This is a genomic window from Micromonospora sp. CNZ322 (genome assembly GCF_007827755.1).
The window spans coordinates 1-17867 of record NZ_VITD01000003.1 but is presented as its reverse complement, the minus strand read 5'-3'; the positions used below and the strand labels follow the sequence as shown (position 1 = coordinate 17867).

17 protein-coding genes are annotated in these 17867 nt (G+C 71.7%); 6 read left to right on the top strand and 11 right to left on the bottom strand.

Annotated features, from left to right (window positions below; genetic code table 11):
• Positions 1 to 14: 14 nt before the first annotated feature.
• Complete coding sequence (locus tag FB453_RS08675) at positions 15 to 311, top strand: hypothetical protein (RefSeq protein ID WP_145789020.1); 297 nt, start codon at positions 15 to 17, stop codon at positions 309 to 311.
• Positions 308 to 1900 carry an alpha/beta hydrolase gene (locus FB453_RS08670; RefSeq protein ID WP_145789018.1) on the top strand — a complete coding sequence of 531 codons (1593 nt, stop codon included), beginning with the start codon at positions 308 to 310 and terminating at the stop codon, positions 1898 to 1900. The genes FB453_RS08675 and FB453_RS08670 overlap by 4 nt, the downstream gene beginning before the upstream one ends.
• Before the next feature lie 3 nt (positions 1901 to 1903).
• On the opposite strand, the gene glmS is transcribed toward FB453_RS08670, so the two are convergent.
• Positions 1904 to 3817 (bottom strand): glutamine--fructose-6-phosphate transaminase (isomerizing), encoded by a 1914-nt coding sequence (glmS, locus tag FB453_RS08665; RefSeq protein WP_145789016.1) that lies wholly within the window; start codon positions 3815 to 3817, stop codon positions 1904 to 1906.
• A gap of 561 nt (positions 3818 to 4378) precedes the next feature.
• Here glmS and FB453_RS08660 point away from each other — a divergent pair.
• Together FB453_RS08660 and FB453_RS08655 are read left to right on the top strand one after the other, a co-directional pair.
• Positions 4379 to 5059 (top strand): MmpS family transport accessory protein, encoded by a 681-nt coding sequence (locus FB453_RS08660; protein ID WP_145789014.1) that lies wholly within the window; start codon positions 4379 to 4381, stop codon positions 5057 to 5059.
• A 79-nt stretch (positions 5060 to 5138) separates the two neighbouring features.
• Positions 5139 to 6296: a pyridoxal phosphate-dependent aminotransferase gene (locus tag FB453_RS08655; RefSeq protein ID WP_486480233.1), complete on the top strand. Its 1158-nt coding sequence runs from the start codon at positions 5139 to 5141 to the stop codon at positions 6294 to 6296.
• Here FB453_RS08655 and FB453_RS08650 read toward each other — a convergent pair.
• Complete coding sequence (locus FB453_RS08650; RefSeq protein ID WP_145789010.1) at positions 6262 to 6894, bottom strand: PadR family transcriptional regulator; 633 nt, start codon at positions 6892 to 6894, stop codon at positions 6262 to 6264. The genes FB453_RS08655 and FB453_RS08650 overlap by 35 nt on opposite strands.
• Positions 6895 to 6967: 73 nt before the next feature.
• Between FB453_RS08650 and FB453_RS08645 the strand changes: the two genes are divergently transcribed.
• Together FB453_RS08645 and FB453_RS08640 are read left to right on the top strand one after the other, a co-directional pair.
• Positions 6968 to 9793 (top strand): ABC transporter permease, encoded by a 2826-nt coding sequence (locus tag FB453_RS08645; RefSeq protein ID WP_186718165.1) that lies wholly within the window; start codon positions 6968 to 6970, stop codon positions 9791 to 9793.
• A gap of 5 nt (positions 9794 to 9798) precedes the next feature.
• The gene (locus FB453_RS08640; RefSeq protein WP_145789005.1) at positions 9799 to 10545 is read left to right on the top strand and encodes an ABC transporter ATP-binding protein; all 747 of its coding nucleotides are present in this window, start codon (positions 9799 to 9801) and stop codon (positions 10543 to 10545) included.
• An 18-nt stretch (positions 10546 to 10563) separates the two neighbouring features.
• Here the strand turns inward: FB453_RS08640 and glmM are convergent, their stop codons facing one another.
• The 9 genes from glmM to FB453_RS08595 all read right to left on the bottom strand — a co-directional run bounded on the left by glmM (position 10564) and on the right by FB453_RS08595 (position 17583).
• The gene (gene glmM, locus FB453_RS08635; protein WP_112584878.1) at positions 10564 to 11919 is read right to left on the bottom strand and encodes a phosphoglucosamine mutase; all 1356 of its coding nucleotides are present in this window, start codon (positions 11917 to 11919) and stop codon (positions 10564 to 10566) included.
• 119 nt (positions 11920 to 12038) lie between these two features.
• Entirely contained in the window at positions 12039 to 12521 is a 483-nt protein-coding gene (gene rpsI, locus FB453_RS08630; protein WP_112699118.1) for a 30S ribosomal protein S9, read from the bottom strand.
• Positions 12522 to 12541: 20 nt separating this feature from the next.
• Positions 12542 to 12985: a 50S ribosomal protein L13 gene (rplM, locus tag FB453_RS08625; RefSeq protein ID WP_053653864.1), complete on the bottom strand. Its 444-nt coding sequence runs from the start codon at positions 12983 to 12985 to the stop codon at positions 12542 to 12544.
• Between the two features lie 209 nt (positions 12986 to 13194).
• Positions 13195 to 14577, bottom strand: a complete 1383-nt coding sequence (locus tag FB453_RS08620; RefSeq protein WP_112584874.1) for a nitrate/nitrite transporter — start codon at positions 14575 to 14577, stop codon at positions 13195 to 13197.
• Positions 14578 to 14731: 154 nt separating this feature from the next.
• Positions 14732 to 15025, bottom strand: coding sequence for a hypothetical protein (locus FB453_RS08615; RefSeq protein WP_091402325.1), 294 nt, complete (start codon positions 15023 to 15025; stop codon positions 14732 to 14734).
• Positions 15015 to 15272, bottom strand: coding sequence for a DUF6364 family protein (locus FB453_RS08610; protein WP_091403518.1), 258 nt, complete (start codon positions 15270 to 15272; stop codon positions 15015 to 15017). Before FB453_RS08610 ends, FB453_RS08615 begins: the two co-directional genes overlap by 11 nt.
• An 89-nt stretch (positions 15273 to 15361) precedes the next feature.
• Positions 15362 to 16057 (bottom strand): methyltransferase domain-containing protein, encoded by a 696-nt coding sequence (locus FB453_RS08605; RefSeq protein ID WP_112601045.1) that lies wholly within the window; start codon positions 16055 to 16057, stop codon positions 15362 to 15364.
• Positions 16058 to 16627: 570 nt separating this feature from the next.
• Positions 16628 to 16825 carry a DUF397 domain-containing protein gene (locus FB453_RS08600; protein ID WP_145789003.1) on the bottom strand — a complete coding sequence of 66 codons (198 nt, stop codon included), beginning with the start codon at positions 16823 to 16825 and terminating at the stop codon, positions 16628 to 16630.
• Positions 16816 to 17583 (bottom strand): Scr1 family TA system antitoxin-like transcriptional regulator, encoded by a 768-nt coding sequence (locus FB453_RS08595; RefSeq protein WP_145789001.1) that lies wholly within the window; start codon positions 17581 to 17583, stop codon positions 16816 to 16818. The genes FB453_RS08600 and FB453_RS08595 overlap by 10 nt, the downstream gene beginning before the upstream one ends.
• Positions 17584 to 17867 lie beyond the last annotated feature (284 nt).

Below are 17867 nucleotides of genomic sequence, written 5' to 3'. Positions count from 1 at the left end.
ACGGGGGTGTGGTCATGACCGACGAGCCGTTCGCCGTCCAGCCGGAGGAGTTGCGGGCGGTCGCCGTCCTGCTCGACGACGAGGCGCGCCGGTTGGCGTTGGGCCTCGCGGGGTTGCCCGGGCTGGTGGTGGCGGCGCCCGGGTGGCGAGCCGGCGCGGCGCTGGCCGGGTTGGAGGCGGCGGGGCACGCCTGGTTCTGCCGGCTGGGTGCCCGGGTCGCGGCGACCTCCGGCGGGGTCCGGGCGGCGGCCGAGGCGTACGAGACGGTGGACGACCGGGCCGCCGGCCGGTTCGCCTCCCTACCCCGGTGAGCAGCGTCGGTTACCGGCAGCTGTGGGCTGTCGATCCCAGCGGGTGGCGGGCCGCCGGGGCGGCGTGGGCGGGGTTGGCCGGGCCACTCGATCGGCACCTCGGCGAGCTTCGCACGGCCACCGGGCGGTTGCGGGGCGGTTGGTCGGGTGCGGCAGCCACGGCGGCGGGCACTCGACTCAGCGGTCTGCGTGACGAGCTGACCTCGATCGCACCCGCGCTGATCGAGGTCGACCAGGTGCTGGCCGAGTTGGCCGGTGGGCTGGCGGTGGCGAAGGCGCGGCTGTCCCAGGCGGTCGCCCAGGCCGATGCGGCCGGCCTGCTGGTGGACCGCTCGGGTGGGGTGCGGGTCGATCCCGCCCGGTTTCGTCCCACCGAGCGGGCCGGGGTCGCCGCGGCCGGAGTGGCCGCGGCCCTGCGGGCCGCGCTCGACGGGGCAGCCGCCGCGGACCGGGCCGCCGCCGACCGGTTGGATGATCTGGCCAGGGCAGCCGGCACCGGTTGGGCGTCCCCGCCCCCGCCGGGCCGACCGGCCTTCGGTGCCGCGCCCGCGCTGGTCAGCGCCTGGTGGTCCGGGTTGACCCCGGCGCAGCGACGGTGGCTGATCGCGCGCGAGCCGGCACTGGTCGGCCGGTTGGACGGGCTGCCGGTGGCCGCCCGCGACCAGGCCAACCGGTTACGGCTCGATGCCTGGCGTACGGAGCTGCTGGCCGAGCGGCGACGGCTGCTGTCCCGGGTTCCGCCGGGGCCGCTCGCGTTGATCCGGTTGCGCGGGGTGGCCGGACGGCTGGCCGGTCTGGACGCGCTGGTCGGGCGGCTGACGGCCGGCGAGGCGCCGCGGGCGTACCTGCTCGGGTTGGATTCGGCGGGTGAGGGCCGGGCGGTGGTGGCGCTCGGCGACCCGGACCACGCCGACCGGGTGCTGACCTACGTGCCGGGCATGACCGCCGGCCTGGACGACGCCTCCGGCGAGCTGGGCAGGGCGGCCCGGGTGCTGGAGCGGTGCGCCGCGCTCGCCCCGGATGAGCGCAGCGCGGCGGTGCTCTGGTTGGACTACGACGCTCCGGATCTGCTGACCGAGGCAGCCTCGGCGGGTCAGGCCCGGGACGCCGGCCCGGCGTTGCACCGCTTCCAGGAGGGGCTGCGCGTCAGCCACGACGGGCCGCCGGCCCGGCAGACGGTGCTCGGGCACAGCTACGGGTCGCTGGTGGTGGGGGTGGCCGCCCGGGAGCACGGCCTGGCCGCCGACGCGCTGGTCTTCGTCGGCTCCCCCGGTGTCGGCGCGTCGCACGCCACCGAGCTGGGCGTGCCACCCGGGGAGGTCTGGGCGAGCAGCGCCCCCGACGACGTGATCCGGGCGGCCCGGTCACCGGAGGAGCTGGGCCGAGGGGCCCTGCTGCGTACGGCTCCGCTGGCCGCCGTGCTGGGCTGGCCGGGCCAGACCGGGCACGAACTGTGGTTCGGGCACGACCCGTCGGATCCCGGGTTCGGCGGCCGCGTCTTCGGCAGCGGGCGGGGCGGGCACACCGGTTACTGGGACCCGGGAAATCCCGCGCTGGACGGGATGGCCCGGGTCGTGCTGGGTCGCTGAGGCTTACTCGACGGTGACCGACTTGGCCAGGTTGCGGGGCTGGTCCACGTCGTGCCCGCGGGCGACGGCGATCTCGGCGGCGAGCACCTGCAAGGGCACCGTGGTGACGAGCGGGGCCAGCAGGGTGGGCGTACGCGGCACGTAGATCAGGTGGTCGGCGTACCGGACGACCGCCTCGTCGCCCTCCTCCGCGATCACGATGGTCCGCGCGCCCCGCGCCCGGACCTCCTGGATGTTGGAGACGACCTTGTCGTGCAGCATGCCCCGGCCCACCGGCGAGGGCACCACGCAGATCACCGGGGTGCCCTTGTCGATCAGGGCGATCGGGCCGTGCTTCAGCTCGCCGGCGGCGAAGCCCTCGGCGTGCATGTACGCCAGTTCCTTGAGCTTCAGCGCGCCCTCCAGGGCCACCGGGTAGCCGACGTGTCGGCCGATGAACAGCACTGTCGGCTCGGACTTGAGGTCCCGGGCCAGCTCGCGGACGGGCTCGATCCGGTCGAGCAGCTCACGGAGCTTGCCGGGAATCTCCTGCAACTGCGCGACCACCGCGCCCACCTCGTCGGCGAACTTGATCCCGCGTACCTGGGCCAGGTGCAGGCCGATCAGGTAGCAGGCGACGACCTGGGTGAGGAACGCCTTGGTGGAGGCGACGGCGATCTCCGGCCCACCGTGGGTGTAGAGCACGGCGTCCGACTCGCGGGGGATGGTCGAGCCGTTGGTGTTGCAGATCGCCAGCACCCGGGCCTTCTGTTCCTTGGCGTGGCGCAGCGCCATCAGGGTGTCCATCGTCTCGCCGGACTGCGAGATGACCACGATCAGCGTGGACCGGTCGAGCACCGGGTCGCGGTAGCGGAACTCGCTGGCCAGCTCCACCTCGCACGGGATCCGGGTCCAGTGCTCGATGGCGTACTTGGCGACCATGCCGGCGTGGTACGCCGTGCCGCAGGCCACGATGAAGATCTTGTCGACGTCGCGCAGATCCTGGTCGCTGAGGCGGACCTCGTCGAGGGCGATCTCACCGCTCTCGGTGAGCCGGCCCAGCAGCGTGTCGGCGATGGCCTGCGGCTGCTCCTCGATCTCCTTGAGCATGAACCAGTCGTAGCCGCCCTTCTCCGCGGCCGAGGAGTCCCAGTCGATGTGGAAGTCCTTGCCGGCGGCGGGCTGGCCCTCGAAGTCGGTGATCTCGATGCTGTCACCGGTGATCAGCACGATCTGGTCCTGGCCCAGCTCGACCGCTTCCCGGGTGTGCTCGATGAACGCGGCCACGTCGCTGGCCAGGTAGTTTTCCCCGTCGCCCCGGCCGACCACCAGCGGCGAGTTGCGCCGGGCACCGACGACCGCACCGGGCACGGCGGCGTCGACCGCGAGGAGTGTGAACGCGCCCTCCAGCCGTTGGCAGACCACGCGCATGCCGGCGGCGAGCAGTTGCGGGCTGTCCGGCTGGCCGGCGGCGCGCAGGTCGGCCAGCGCGGCGGCGAGCAGGTGTGCGGCGCACTCGGTGTCGGTGTCGCTGGTGAACTGGACGCCGTCGGCCTCCAGCTCGGCGCGGAGCTTGGCGAAGTTTTCGATGATGCCGTTGTGGATCACCGCGACCCGCCCGTCGGGGGCGACGTGCGGGTGGGCGTTGCGGTCGGTCGGGCCGCCGTGGGTGGCCCACCGGGTGTGCCCGATGCCGGTGGTGCCGTCACCGATGCCGATCGGGCTGGCCGCGCAGGAGGTCGGGTCGTCGGCGGCCCGCTCGGACAGCACCTTCTCCAGGTTGGCCAGCTTGCCGGCCTTCTTCTCGGTCAGCAGCTGGTCGGCGCAGACGATCGCGACGCCTGCCGAGTCGTAGCCACGGTATTCCAGCCGCCGCAGCCCGTCGAGGACGATGCCGAGTGCGGGGCGCGCGCCCGCGTATCCCACGATTCCACACATGGCCCGCAGCCTAACCCAGTTTCACTCATGTTGGTTGCTCGAAAGTCGGGTTATCAATCACGGAATCTGAGCGATCAGGGCCGGCGCGGCCACAACGGGACGAGCGTCACAGGCCGCTCACGCCCCGCTCCGGAGGCCGGGGTTGCGACACGCCTTCGGGTGCGACAGTCTCTCGGCGGGTTTGGCGCTCCCGTCCACGGCCCGTTCGTCCCATACCCACTCCTGCCCGGAGCAGCCATGTCCGACGCGCCGTCGCCCGACCCGACCCCCTCATCCGCTCCGGACCCGGCCTCCCCCACACCCCCGCCGGATCCGACGGCACCGCCGTCCTCGGCTCCGTTTCCGGCCTCCGACCCGCTGGCTCCAGGCCAGCCGTGGGCACCGCAGGCCCCCTGGTCACCACCCCCGCCGGCCGCGCCATGGGCGCCGTCTCCGCCCGCCACCCAGTGGACGCCACAACCGTCCCCGACACCGTGGACGCCCGACCCGCAGACGCCCCCGTGGTCGCCCGACGCCGCAGGCCCGCCGCCGGCTGGATCGCCACCGCCGGCGGGGTGGCCGATGCCCGACCAGCAGTGGCCGGCCGCCGGCTGGCCACCGCCCGGCTATCCGCCGCCCGGCACCGGCTATCCGCCGCCCGGCTATCCGCCGCCGTACGCCTACCCCGGGTATCCGCAGGTGCCCGGCAAGCCGGCCACGAGCGGCGGGCGGATCGTCGGGGTCGTCGTCGCGGCCTTCGTGGTACTCGTCCTGCTCGTGTGTGGCTGCCTCTGCGTGGGCGGCCTGTGGCTCGATCCGACCAACTCGGATCCGATCGCTGAGGAGCCGTGGGTCGTCCCCGACGACGGCGGCTGGACGGAGCCCACCACTGGGCCGATCATCCCGGAGCGACCCACCGCGCCGCAGCCGCCCACCGCGTCTCCCAGCCCTAGCAAGAAGCCGATCACCCGACCGACCTCAGGACCGGCACCCGTGACTGTGGTCTACGAGCTCAGCGGGTCGGGTGTCGTCGACCTCGCGTACTTCGACGCCGAGAGTGACCTCATCCACGTCGACGGCCAGAAGCTGCCCTGGCGGACCACCATCCGCACCAACGGCAAGACCAGGGTGATGGTGGAGGCCAGATGGGCCGACGATGAGGGTGAGAGACCACTCGACTGCACCGTCACGGTCACCGGCGCCGGCAAGCCGGTCGTCAACAAGACCCGGGGGTACTGGTCGACCAGTTGCGGGCCCGAGTGAGGCTGGGGTTCGGGCGGTGGGTGGCCGTAGGCTGGCGCAGGTGACGACGAGCACCGATGTCGACCCGCTGGTGGCCCGGATGCGGCCGTTCGGCACGACGATCTTCGCCGAGATGTCCGCCCTCGCCGTACGCACCGGCGCGGTCAACCTCGGCCAGGGCTTTCCCGACACCGACGGCCCGCCGGAGATGCTGGCCGCCGCCGCCGAGGCGCTGCGCGGCGGGCAGAACCAGTACCCGCCCGGCCCGGGGATCCCCGCCCTGCGCGCGGCCGTCGCGGCGCATCAGCGGCGGTTCTACGACCTGGCGTACGACCCGGACAGCGAGATCGTGATCACGGCGGGTGCGACGGAGGCGGTCGCGGCGAGCATCCTCGCGCTCTGCGAGCCGGGTGACGAGGTGGTCTGCTTCGAGCCGTACTACGACTCGTACGCCGCCTCGATCGCGCTGGCCGGCGCGGTCCGCCGGCCGGTGACGCTGCGCCCCACGGCCGACGGCCGGTACGCCTTCGACCCGGCGGCACTGCGTGCGGCGTTCGGCCCACGCACCCGGCTGGTGTTGCTGAACTCGCCGCACAATCCGACCGGCAAGGTCTTCACACCGGCCGAGTTGGCGCAGGTCGCCGAGTTGTGCCAGGAGTTCGGCGCGTACGCGGTCACCGACGAGGTGTACGAGCACCTGGTCTTCACCGACGCGGCGAGCCCACACGTGCCGCTGGCCAGCCTGCCCGGGATGCGGGAGCGGACGCTGCGCATCTCGTCGGCCGGCAAGACGTTCTCCTGCACGGGGTGGAAGGTCGGCTGGGCGAGCGGCCCGGCGGCGCTGGTCTCGGCGGCGCTCCGGGTCAAGCAGTTCCTCACCTATGTCAACGCCGCGCCGCTGCAACCGGCGGTGGCCGTGGCGCTGGCCCTTCCGGATGACTACTACACCGGCTTCCGGGACGGCCTCCAGCAGCGGCGTGACCAGCTCGTCGGAGGTCTCACCGACGCCGGGTTCGAGGTGCTCGACTCCGAGGGTACGTACTTCGTCACCGCCGACATCACCGCGCTCGGCGGCCGGGACGGGGTGGAGTTCTGCCGCTCGTTGCCGGAGCGCTGCGGTGTGGTGGCGGTGCCCACCCAGGTTTTCTACGACGACATCGACGCGGGCAGGCGGCTGGTCCGGTTCGCCTTCTGCAAGCGCCCGGAGGTGCTGACCGAGGCGGTCACCCGGCTGCGCGCTCTGGGCCCGAGCCGCTGACCCGCCCGGAGCCGGTCGATCCCGGGTCGGTCGCCGACTGATCCGCTGTTGACGTCGCGAGCTGGGTCAGCAGTTGGCCCCCGTCGCCGAGCAGCACCGCCTCGGCGTCGTCCACGAACGACAGGTCCGCTGTCACGTGCCGGCTGGCCGCGGTGAGCAGCAACCCGACCACCGGGTCCTCGGCAGCCCGCCGCAGGCCGTCCAGATTGCGCAGCTCGCGCAGCAGGTGCCCACGCTGGTTGCTCAGCACCGCGCGAACCGTGGCCGCAGAGCCGGACCGGGCGGCGGCGGTGACCTTGAGGAAGAAGTCGTCCCGGAATCCGCCGCTGCGCGGGCTCGGCTCGGCCAGCCACCGCGCCAACTCCGCGCGGCCGGCCGGGGTGATCTCGTAGACCACCCGATCCGGCTTGATCGGCTGTGGCTGCCGTTCGGCGACGACCAGGTCGTCCCGGGAGAGCCGGTCGAGGATCTGGTAGAGGTGGCCGATGTTCAGCGGCCCCCACTGCGGGCCGACGGCGGCCTCGAACGCGCCCTTGAGCTGGTAGCCGTGGCTGGGGCCACCAGCGAGCAGGGCGAGGACAGCGTGCTGGATCGCCATGTCACCTCCGGTACGGGTCTTGCATTGTCACAATGTATCGCGCAGAGTGGGAGCCAGCACACGGGGAGGCGCGATGCTCGGCTTCATCTGGAGACAGCTGCGCGGCCGTGCGGGGCGGTCGGTGGCGCTGCTGGTCGGCGTGCTGGTGGCCACCACCGGCTTCGTGGTCCTGACCGGCGCCACCACCACCTCTCGTCTGGACGTCACCGGCACTGTCGAGCGCAACACCCAGGTCGCCTACGAGATCCTGGTCCGTCCGAAGGGGACCCGCACGCCACTGGAAGCCGAGCGCGGGCTGGTCCGCCCCAACTATCTCTCCGGGCTCTTCGGCGGCATCACCACCGAGCAGTACGAGCAGGTGACCACAGTCCCCGGCGTCGAGGTGGCGGCACCGATCGCGATGCTCGGCTATTCCACCACCCTTCTAACGACGCCGCTCGACCTCACCGACGCCGTCGACCGCTCGCTGGACCAGCAGGTCATCAGGGTCGACCCGACCTTCCACGCCGAACGCGGCCTCTCCAGCGCATCGGGCAAACCCCGGTACGTCTACGTGACCAAGAAGCCGTTGATCTACCCCCGGATCGACTGGGAAACCGACAGCTACGCCGTGCCGTACTCCGATGGGCGGTCCTACTCCTGGTCGGACACCTGCGGGCCGACCCCCCGCGAGGTACAGCCGGACGGACGCAGCCTGCCCATCTGCGATCCGGGATACGCGCTGCTGGGCAACCCGGGCACCTACTCCGAGCGCGAGGACTGGTCCCTGCACGCCGTCCAACTGCTGCCCGACGGCCGGTTCCAAGCCGACTCCTACATCCTCGCGACCGACCGGGACGGGTCCGCCACACCCACCGACCGGCTGGTGATGGCGTACGACCTGACCGTGCCGTTCCTCCTGGCCGCGGTGGACCCGGCGGCCGAGGAACAACTCGTCGGACTCGACGATGCCGTAGTCACCGGTCGAGCCGTCCGCACGGACGACAAGGTCGCCGTCAACCGCCGGGGCACAGCGGACAACCACGAGGTCCCGGTCCTCGTCACCAACCGACCCTTCATCGACGAGTCGCTGGCGGCCAGGTTCACCCGGCTCGCGATCAGCCCCGCAGGGGTGGAGGCGATCGACCTGGAGAAGACGTTGAGCCGCCCCGGGGGGACTCCCGCCGGGTCCGGTCGGTACGACCTCACCGCCGGGCACCAGGCGATGCTCACCGAGGAGCTTTCCCTGGCCGGGTGCTGCCACGGCCAACTTCAGACGGTCGTGCAGTCAGCCGAGGTGCAGTACGACCAGCTACCCGACGGCAGCCTGCGGGCCCGCCAGCAACCGCCCGGCGACCCCGAGGTGTACGGCAAGATGGAGGCGTTCAACCCGCTGCCCCGACCCTGGCTCGCCGACGACATCGGTTCCCGATCGATACGGGCGCTGCCGCTACCCATGGGCGCGAACACCGCCAATCGTTTCTGGCGGGCCGTCGGTGTGTTCGACCCTGGCCGGCTGGCCGGGTTCAGTGACCTCGGCCAACTGCCGCTGGAGACCTACCAGGCCCCGACGGCAGAGGGCGCCGACGACCGCAGCCGGGCAGCGCTGGGCGGTCAACCCCTGGCGCCCAGCGGCAACCCCGCCGGCTACCTCTCGGCGCCGCCGCTGCTCCTCACCAACCTCGGCAGCGTGCCGAAGATCCTGGAGGGTGGCGGCGGGCCACAGGCCAAGGCCCCGATCAGCGCGATCCGGGTACGGGTGGCCGACGTGGGCGGCTACAGCGAGCGGTCGGCCGAGCGGGTCCGACTGGTCGCCGAGCAGATCGCGGCACGCACCGGGCTGGACGTGGACATCACCCTCGGCTCGTCGGGGGCGCCGCAGACCGTGGAGCTGCCCGCCGGCTCGTTCGGCCGGCCGGTGCTGCGGCTGACCGAGAACTGGTCGGCACTCGGTGTGGCCTCGATCATCACCCAGGCGGTGGACCGTAAGAGCCTGGTGCTCTTCGTGCTGGTGCTGGTGGTCTGCGTCCTCTTCCTCGGCAACGCGGTCAGCGCTGCCGTCCGGGACCGGCGATCCGAACTGGCGGTGCTCTCCTGTCTCGGCTGGCCGGTCCGCCGCATCGCGGCGCTGATCCTGGGCGAGGTCGCAGTGCTCGGGCTCATCGCCGGTCTGCTCTCCCTGACCCTTGCGGTGCCGCTCGGGATCGCGCTCGGCATCGACGTCGACTGGCGGCGGTCCGCCCTGGCCGTACCCATCGCCCTGCTGCTCGCGCTGGCCGCGGGCCTGGTGCCGGCGCTGCGGGCCGCGCGCACCCACCCGGCCGCCGCCCTCCGCCCGATCGTCGCTCCCGCCGGCTGGGTACGCCGACCGCGCACCCTCTTCGGGTTGGCGCTGGTGAATCTGGCCCGCACCCCCGGGCGCACGTTCCTCGGCGCCGGCGCGCTGGCCATCGGGGTGGCCGCGCTGACGCTGGTCACCGCCGCCGCGTGGGCGTTCCGGGGCGCGATCGTCGGCAGTCTGCTCGGCGACGTGGTCTCGCTGAGCGTGCGCGGCGCGGACACCGTGGCCGCTGCGGCCACCGTGCTGCTCGGTGCCGCCGCGGTGGCGGACGTGCTCTACCTGAACATCCGCGACCGGGCCGCCGAGTTGGCCACCCTGCGGGCGATCGGCTGGACCGACGCCGAACTCGGCCGGCTGGTCGGCTACGAGGGGCTGACGCTGGGGCTCGCCGGTTCGACGACCGGCGCGGCGGTCGGCCTGGCCAGCGCGGGTTGGCTGATCGGCGCCCTACCCGGCGCGCTGCTCCTGGTGGCCGCGCTGGTCGCGCTGGCGGGCGCGCTGGTCAGCGCCGTCGCCGCGCTGGTGCCCGCCGCCCTGTTGCCGCGCCTACGACCCGCCCGACTTCTGGCAGAGGAGTAGCAGTCATGAGCGAGCAGAGCGGCAGCGCGATCTCGGTCGACCACCTGACACGGCGATTCGGCACCGGCGCGGACCAGCTGACCGCTGTCGACGACGTGTCCCTGACCGTCGCGGCCGGCTCGGTGGTGGCGTTGACCGGGCCGAGCGGGTCGGGCAAGTCGACGCTGCTGCATCTCATCGGCGCGATCGAGCAGCCCGACGAGGGCACCGTGACCGTCGACGACGTGGCGGTCAGCGACCTGCGTCGGGCCGCACTGGCCCGCTACCGGCAACGGGTCGGGTTCGTGTTCCAGCGCTACCACCTGCTGCCCGCACTCACCGTGCTGGACAACGTGATCGCGCCGGTCCTCCCCCGCCGGGGTCGGGCCGATCACGCGACCCGAGCCCGCGAGTTGCTCGACGCGGTCGGCCTGGCCGGGCGGGAGCGCGCCCTGCCCGCGCAGCTCTCCGGTGGCCAGCAGCAACGAGTCGCCATCGCCCGCGCCCTGATGGGGGCACCGGGCCTGCTGCTGGCCGACGAACCCACCGGCAACCTCGACTCCACCACCGGCGGGCAGATCCTCGACCTGCTGCTCGACCTCCGTGAACGGCACGGCATGACCATCCTGCTCGCCACCCACGAACAGGCCATCGCTGCCCGCTGCGACCGATTGATCAGACTGACCGACGGACGTGTCACCGAGGACCTCGACCTCACCGACGGCGAGGACCCCGCCGACACGTACGAGCGGGCAGCCCGACTGCGGTTGTGACGCCGCCCCGAGGTGGTCTCAGGCGACCGGGCTCGCGGTGCGGACCAGCTCGGCGATTCTCTCGGCGACCTCACGGGCGGTCGCCTCGGTGGCGGCCTCGACCATCACCCGGACCAGCGGTTCGGTGCCCGACGGGCGCAGCAGCACCCGGCCGGTCTCGCCCAGCTCCGCCTCGGCCCGTTCGACCTCGGCGCGTACGGCGGGTGCGGCAGCGCCGATGGTCCGGTCGCCGACCGGCACGTTGATCAGCACCTGGGGCAGCTTGGTGACCACCGAGGCCAACTCGGCGAGGGACTGGCCGGTGGCCGCCATCCGAGCCATCAGGTGCAGGCCGGTGAGCACCCCGTCGCCGGTGGTGGCGTGCGCGGGCATCACGATGTGGCCGCTCTGCTCACCGCCGAGCGCCAGCCCGGAGGCGCGCAGCTCCTCCAGCACGTACCGGTCGCCGACCTTCGTCTCGATCAGGCGGATGCCCTGCGCGGACATGGCCAGGCGGAGGCCGAGGTTGCTCATCACGGTGGCGACCAGGGTGTCCTGGGTCAGCGTGCCGGCGTCCCGCATGGCGAGCGCGAGGATCGCCATGACCTGGTCGCCGTCCACCTCGTCGCCGTCGGCGGTGACCGCCAGGCAGCGGTCGGCGTCGCCGTCGTGGGCGATGCCCAGGTGGGCGCCGTGCTCGACCACTGCGGCGCGCAGCGCCTCGATGTGGTTGGAGCCACAATCGTCGTTGATGTTCAGCCCGTCGGGCTCCGCGTGGATGGCGATGACCTCCGCGCCGGCCTCCCGGTAGGCGACGGGGGCGACCTCGGCGGCGGCGCCGTTGGCGCAGTCGACCACGACCTTGATCCCGTCGAGCCGGTGCGGAACGGTGCCCACCAGGTGCTGGACGTAGTGGTCGGCACCGTCGAGCAGGTCGTGCACCCGACCGACGCCGGCACCGATCGGCCGGTCCCAGGCGGTGGTGGCGTTCGTCTCGACGGCCGCCTCGATCTGCATCTCAATCTCGTCGGGCAACTTGTGGCCGCCGGCGGCGAAGAGCTTGATGCCGTTGTCCGGCATCGGGTTGTGCGATGCGGAAAGCATCACACCCAGGTCGGCCTTGGCCTCCGCGGTGAGGAACGCCACCGCCGGGGTGGGCAGCACGCCGACCCGCACCACGTTGGCGCCGGCACTGGTCAGCCCGGCGACCACGGCGGCCTCCAGCATCTCGCCGCTGGCGCGGGTGTCGCGGCCGACGACGGCGAGCGGCGGATGACTGCGGTCCGTCTCGGCGAGTGTGTGTGCGGCAGCCACCGCGAGCGCCAGCGCCAATTCCGGGGTGAGATCCGCGTTCGCCCGCCCGCGTACGCCGTCCGTGCCGAACAACCGACCCATACCCGCCAACCTCCGAGAGAGCACTGCCAGTGAGGAGAAAGCGGAACGGCCGACCCGCCTCCCCCGAGGAGGGGTAGGCGGACCGGCCGTCCGTCAGAAGTACAACGCGCTGGAAAAGATCAGCGCTTCGAGTACTGGGGAGCCTTACGGGCCTTCTTGAGGCCGTACTTCTTGCTCTCCTTGACGCGGGCGTCACGGGTGAGGAAGCCGGCCTTCTTCAGGGCCGGGCGGTCGTCCGGCTCGTTGATGATCAGCGCGCGGGCGATGCCCAGCCGGAGCGCACCGGCCTGGCCGGTGGTGCCGCCGCCACGCAGGTTGGCGATGACGTCGAACTGCTCGGGCTTCTCGGCGGTGACCAGCGGGTCCTTGATGAGCTGCTGGTGCACCTTGCTCGGGAAGTACGCCTCGAGGTCCTGGCCGTTGCAGGTGATCTTGCCGGTGCCCGGGACGAGGCGAACCCGGACGATGGCCTCCTTGCGGCGGCCCACAGTCTGGATCGGCCGGTCACCACGAGGCGCGCGGGCAACGGGCGCCGGCGCCTCGGCGGCCTCGGGGGCCTCCGGGGCTTCCGGGGCGACCTCGGTCTCGATGATGTCGGTCATGCTGCTTCCTTCGCCCGCGCTCACTGCGCGATCTGCTTGATCTCGAACGGCACCGGCTGCTGCGCGAGGTGCGGGTGCTCGGCACCGGCGTAGACCTTCAGCTTCTTGATCAGCTGACGGCCGAGCTTGTTGTGCGGGAGCATCCCCTTCACGGCCAGCTCGATGGCCCGCTCGGGACGCTTGGTCAGCAGCTCGTCGTAGCCGATCTGCTTCAGACCACCCGGGTAACCGGAGTGGCGGTAAGCGACCTTGGTCTGGCGCTTGTTGCCGGTCAACGCAACCTTGCCCGCGTTCACGATGACGACAAAGTCGCCCGTGTCGACGTGCGGCGCGAAAGTCGGCTTGTGCTTACCACGCAGCAACGTGGCGGCGTGGGTGGCCAGGCGGCCCAGCACGACATCAGAGGCGTCGATGACGTGCCACTGACGCTCGATCTCACCCGGCTTCGGGCTGTACGTACGCACAGGTCTACCTTGTCTCGTCGTCGGTCTGGGGTCGCGCGCCGAGGTGACCAGATCTAGCAGGCCGGACCAGCGCGCACGAACGACCAAGCGTACCTGATGGGGCACGCCTCTGGATGTCGTACAACAGCAGGCAACGATACCCGGCGCCCCGTCCGCAGGTCAAAACGGGGGTGCGGTCCCGCGCGGCGACGCGCCGAGGGTGGCTCAGCTCACACGTTGGCGAGTCGACCGGCCCTCGGACGGCGGTACATCACCCAGGTGACCGCGAAGCACAACGCGTACCAGCCGATGAAGGCCAGGTAGGCGGCGTCGGCGTTGCCCGAGCTGAGGAACGACTGGCGGAACGCGATGTTGACCAGCACCCCGCCGAAGGCGCCGATCGCACCCGCGATGCCGATCAACGCGCCGGTCATCCGCCGCGCCCACCGCGCGGCGGCCTCCGGATCACGCTGACCGGTGGCCACCGCGTCCGCCGACCGGGCCCGGAAGATCGCCGGGATCATCTTGTAGGTGGAGCCGTTGCCGACGCCGGAGAAGACGAAGAGGGCGAGGAACCCGGCGAGGTAGAGCCCGAACGAACGCTCCCGCGCCGCGTACAGCACGGTGCTCGCGCCGGCCGCCATCGCCACGAAGTTCCAGAAGGTCACCCGCGCCCCGCCCAACCGGTCGGCGAGGTGCCCGCCCAGCGGCCGGATCAGCGAGCCGACCAGCGGGCCCAGGAAGGTCAGCCAGGCGGCGTCGACCGGGGTGGGGAACCGCTCGGCGAACTGGAGCTGGAGCACCTGACCGAAGGCGAAACCGAAGCCGATGAACGAGCCGAAGGTGCCGATGTAGAGCAGCGACATCACCCAGGTGTGCGGATCGCGGGCCGCCTCCCGCAACGCGCCCGGCTCGTTGCGCGCCCCGGGCACGGTGTCCAACCAGCGGGCCGCCGCCAGCGCGGCCAGCACGATCAGCGGCAGGTAGACCGCCGGCACCAACCGGGGGTACGCGGCGCCCGCGGTGGCGAGGACCGCCAGGCCGACCAGCTGCACGGCGGGTACTCCCAGGTTGCCGCCACCGGCGTTGAGCCCGAGCGCCCGTCCCTTGAGCCGCTGTGGGTAGAACAGGTTGATGTTCGCCATCGAGGAGGCGAAGTTGCCGCCGCCGACCCCGGTGAGGCAGGCGAGCACCATCAGGGTGGTGTAGGACACCCCGGGCTCCAGCAGCACCGTCATCGGAACCGCGGGCACCAGCAACAGCAGTGCGCTGATGATCGTCCAGCGTCGTCCGCCGAAGCGGGCCACCGCCAGCGTGTACGGCAGCCGCAGCACCGCGCCCAGGGCGGCCGGCACGGCCGTGAGCAGGAACTTCCCGGCCGGATCGATGCCGTACGCGGGGCCGAGGAAGAGCACGGTGACCGACCAGAGACTCCATACCGAAAAGCCGACGTGCTCCGCGAAGATCGAGACCCAGAGGTTGCGCCGGGCGATCGGCGCGCCGGTGGCCTGCCAGAAGTCCGGGTCCTCGGGGCGCCAGTCGTGCAGCTGTCGCCGGCGACCGGTGACGGCAGGCGGCTCGGCGGTGACTACGGTGCTGGTGAGCGTGCTCACGGCGGCTCCTCCTCGTCGATGTGACGAGGGGAAACGCTAGGAACACCCGGTTACCTTGCAGTGCCCGTCGCGGGTCGGGCCGGAAACGGGGATCGCACCACGGCCCGGCGGCGATGGTGAGCACGCCACCGGGGCGCTCAGAGCCGCCTTACGGTCAGAGCTGCTGGAGGATCCGCAGCGCGCGCCCGACCCGGAGCATGGTGTCGGTGTCGGCGACGTCCACGCACGCGGTGAACCACTTCTTCATGGGCGAGGAGATCCGGTCGGGCATCACCACGTACCGGCCCATCGACACGGCGAGCGGCGAGTCCCGCAGGAGCGACTCCTCGACCACCTCGACCACGATCACGATGGGCACGTCGGTGGAGTTGTAGACGTCCGAGCTGATCACGAGGCCGAGGCGTTCCCGGGCGCCCTCGATGCGCCAGATCTCACCCCTACGCAGCACGCGGCCGTCCGCCGGAGAACAGGTCGTTGACCATGCCCACCTCGCGGGCGTCGGCGAGCGCGGCGGACTCCAGATCCAGGCTGGCGCGGCCCACGGCGGCGGCGTGCGCGGTGAAAACCTCGCGCAGCGCCTTTTCCCGGGCGGCCTGGTCCATCCACGCGGAGAGCGACAGCCCTTCGCGCTTGGCGAACCGCCGCGCCTCCTCGATCGTCTCGTCTGTGAACGAGAGAGTCACCTTGGCAGTCATGCCGAGCAGATTACCCACCGGTGTGACCAACAGTCATCCCTGCGCTCACCGGCTCGCCCCCGGGCGGCGAAACGCACATTCCGTCGGGCTTACCCGGCCCGGCCGCCGAACACCGCGAAGCGCCACTCCTTGAAGTAGCAGTCGACGTCGACCAGGCCCGCCTCGGCGAGCCACCGGCACTGGTCGGCCACCGTGGCCGGGCGGTCGTGGCGCATCCGCTCCCGGGAAGCCGCGATCTCGTCGGGGGACGCACCCAGCTCGGCGATCCGCTCCAGCCACACCTCGTCGTACCGCCGGTCCAGCTCCGTGGTCGGGCCGGCGACCTGCTCGGCGTTGACGAACACCCCGCCCGGTGCCAACGCGGCGGCGGCCCGTCGGTAGAGCGCACGCTTGCCGGCGTCGTCCAGGTGGTGGATCGCCAGCGCGCTGACAACCGCGTCGTACCGGCCCGGTGGCAGCTCGTCGGCCAGGTCAGCGTGGACCGTGCGGTGTGGCACGGACCGCGCGTCCAACTGGTCGGTGGCGCGGGCGAGCATCGCCGGCGCTCCGTCCACCAGGGTCAGCCGGACTCCGGGCACCGCGGCGGACAGCAGCAGGGAGAGCAGGCCGGTGCCGGCGCCCAGATCCAACACCTCCGGGGTACGGCCGGCGGCGAGCGCGGCCCGCAACGGCGGCGCGGCCACCTGGACGGCGGTGCCGTAGAAGGCGTCGAAGCACGGGATCAACCGCCTGCGCGCCTCGTCGTACGTGCCGGCCACCGCGTCGAAGACGTCCGTCACGCTCATCGTGCCCTCCCGAAATATGAGACAATTTTCCCACATTATAAGCCGATGAACGGCGCTGACGTCGTCAGCGATTCAGCTCCAAAGGCTTCGACTAACACCTCCGTCGCGCGCGAAATCACCGCGGGGTCACCGCTCGCCGCACGGCCGCGCGCGGCCCATCGACGTCACCCCGGCGCCTCAAAGGCGCGCTCGACGAGGGGTCATTGGGGATCTGGCCCCGCCGATCTTGCACTTTCGGTCGTCGTTTTGTCGCACTCATCCTTTATGCCGCCACAGAAACTGCAAGATCGCCGCAGGGAGGCACGGCGGCGGGCGGGGAGGCGCGGGGGCGGGAAGGGTTCGACGGGGTGCTGTCCGGGTGGCCCGAGGTGCCCGCGGTGCTCTGCCTGCACCACCCGCCGGTCGCGGTCGGCGGATTCCGCCGCAGTCGAGCCGGCATCGTCGCGAGCGTTCTATGTGGTCAGTCTGGCCACGCTTGCGCTGTCTGGCGGGTGGTTGACCGCGGACACGCGAAAGGCCCCCGGCGCGCTCCTTGGGCCTTAGGAGCCGGGGGCCTCTGCGTCATGCTGGTCAGGCCGGGTCGTGTGCCTTCGCCATACCGACGAACGCCCGCCAGGCCGCGGGCCCAAAGACCAACGCCGGCCCTGCCGGGTCCTTCGAGTCCCGCACGCCAACGGTGCCAGGCAGGTTATCCGCAACCTCGACGCAGTCGCCGCCGTTGCCGCTGCTGCGGGTGCTCTTACGCCACCGCGCGCCGGTCAGTTCCATGTCTTCGCCATTTCCGTAAGTAGGTCGACGGATTGCCAGTGGGACAACGCCTCGCCGCGTACGTTCTCCCACGCGGCCAGCATCGCCGCAATGTCCTCGGCACCGGTAACGACTTGCCCCTGAAGCTGATTGTCGAGGTAGCCGGCAACCCGATGCTCAGACCCCACGGCGATCACGAAGGGACCGTTCAGGCCAGCGTACGCGCCGACGGTGGAGGGGACGATGTGCACGCGGACGTGCGGGGCCTCGCACGCGGTGATGAGGGCCTGCACCTGTTCACGCATGGTGGCTCGTCCGCCGACTGGCCGCCGCAACACGGCTTCGTCAACAACGGCGGTGAAGTGTGGCGGGTCTTCACGGGTCAGGATGCTCTGCCGAGCGAGTCGTGAGGCCAGGTGCCGCTCGACGTCACTGCGGGCGATGACGTCGGCTCCGGCGAGCACGGCGCGAGCGTATGCCTCGGTCTGGAGCAGGCCGGGGAGGACTGTCGACTGAAACGACCGCAGCGAGATCGCCTCGCGCTCAATCTCTTGCCATGGTCGGAACCAAATTGGCTCGCGGCGTCTTGAAGTGTCCGGCCAGATGTCCCCTATGGGCCGCCGGAGCGCACCCGCCGCCGCCTCCCGGTGCCGGGGGTGGGGGATATGGTCGTAGTTCAGCCAGCGCGCGACGGTCTTCCGATCGACCCCGACCAACCCTGCCAGGGACTCAATCGAGTGCCCCGTCTCGGCCAGCGCGGCGCGGAGCGCATCGTTCACGACTTCCTCCATCGGATGCGCGGAATGTCTCGCGACCATATCGCTACGGGCTGTTTTTGTCCCATCACCGCCCGCAAGGTGGGATCAGACGGCGCGGCCGGTAGGGATCACGGAACCCGGCGGAGGCGTTCGTATCGGGGCCGCCCTTTGACCTGACCAGATCTTGGACAGTTTCCGTTAGCTGCTAACTATTCAGTCCCATGACATCTGTCAGTGTTGAAGTCCCGATACATGTGTCAGTTGGTAGGGATCTTGGGTGTGCTGGTAGATGGTGCCTGGCATGG

What these genes read in the sequence shown, in the direction of transcription:
- FB453_RS08675 (WP_145789020.1), top strand. Translation starts at nt 15, where the DNA reads ATGACCGACGAGCCGTTCGCCGTCCAGCCGGAGGAGTTGCGGGCGGTC.
- glmS (WP_145789016.1), bottom strand. Translation starts at nt 3,817, where the DNA reads ATGTGTGGAATCGTGGGATACGCGGGCGCGCGCCCCGCACTCGGCATC.
- FB453_RS08660 (WP_145789014.1), top strand. Translation starts at nt 4,379, where the DNA reads ATGCCCGACCAGCAGTGGCCGGCCGCCGGCTGGCCACCGCCCGGCTAT.
- FB453_RS08655 (WP_486480233.1), top strand. Translation starts at nt 5,139, where the DNA reads ATGCGGCCGTTCGGCACGACGATCTTCGCCGAGATGTCCGCCCTCGCC.
- FB453_RS08650 (WP_145789010.1), bottom strand. Translation starts at nt 6,894, where the DNA reads ATGGCGATCCAGCACGCTGTCCTCGCCCTGCTCGCTGGTGGCCCCAGC.
- FB453_RS08645 (WP_186718165.1), top strand. Translation starts at nt 6,968, where the DNA reads ATGCTCGGCTTCATCTGGAGACAGCTGCGCGGCCGTGCGGGGCGGTCG.
- FB453_RS08640 (WP_145789005.1), top strand. Translation starts at nt 9,799, where the DNA reads ATGAGCGAGCAGAGCGGCAGCGCGATCTCGGTCGACCACCTGACACGG.
- glmM (WP_112584878.1), bottom strand. Translation starts at nt 11,919, where the DNA reads ATGGGTCGGTTGTTCGGCACGGACGGCGTACGCGGGCGGGCGAACGCG.
- rpsI (WP_112699118.1), bottom strand. Translation starts at nt 12,521, where the DNA reads ATGACCGACATCATCGAGACCGAGGTCGCCCCGGAAGCCCCGGAGGCC.
- FB453_RS08610 (WP_091403518.1), bottom strand. Translation starts at nt 15,272, where the DNA reads ATGACTGCCAAGGTGACTCTCTCGTTCACAGACGAGACGATCGAGGAG.
- FB453_RS08605 (WP_112601045.1), bottom strand. Translation starts at nt 16,057, where the DNA reads ATGAGCGTGACGGACGTCTTCGACGCGGTGGCCGGCACGTACGACGAG.
- FB453_RS08600 (WP_145789003.1), bottom strand. Translation starts at nt 16,825, where the DNA reads ATGGAACTGACCGGCGCGCGGTGGCGTAAGAGCACCCGCAGCAGCGGC.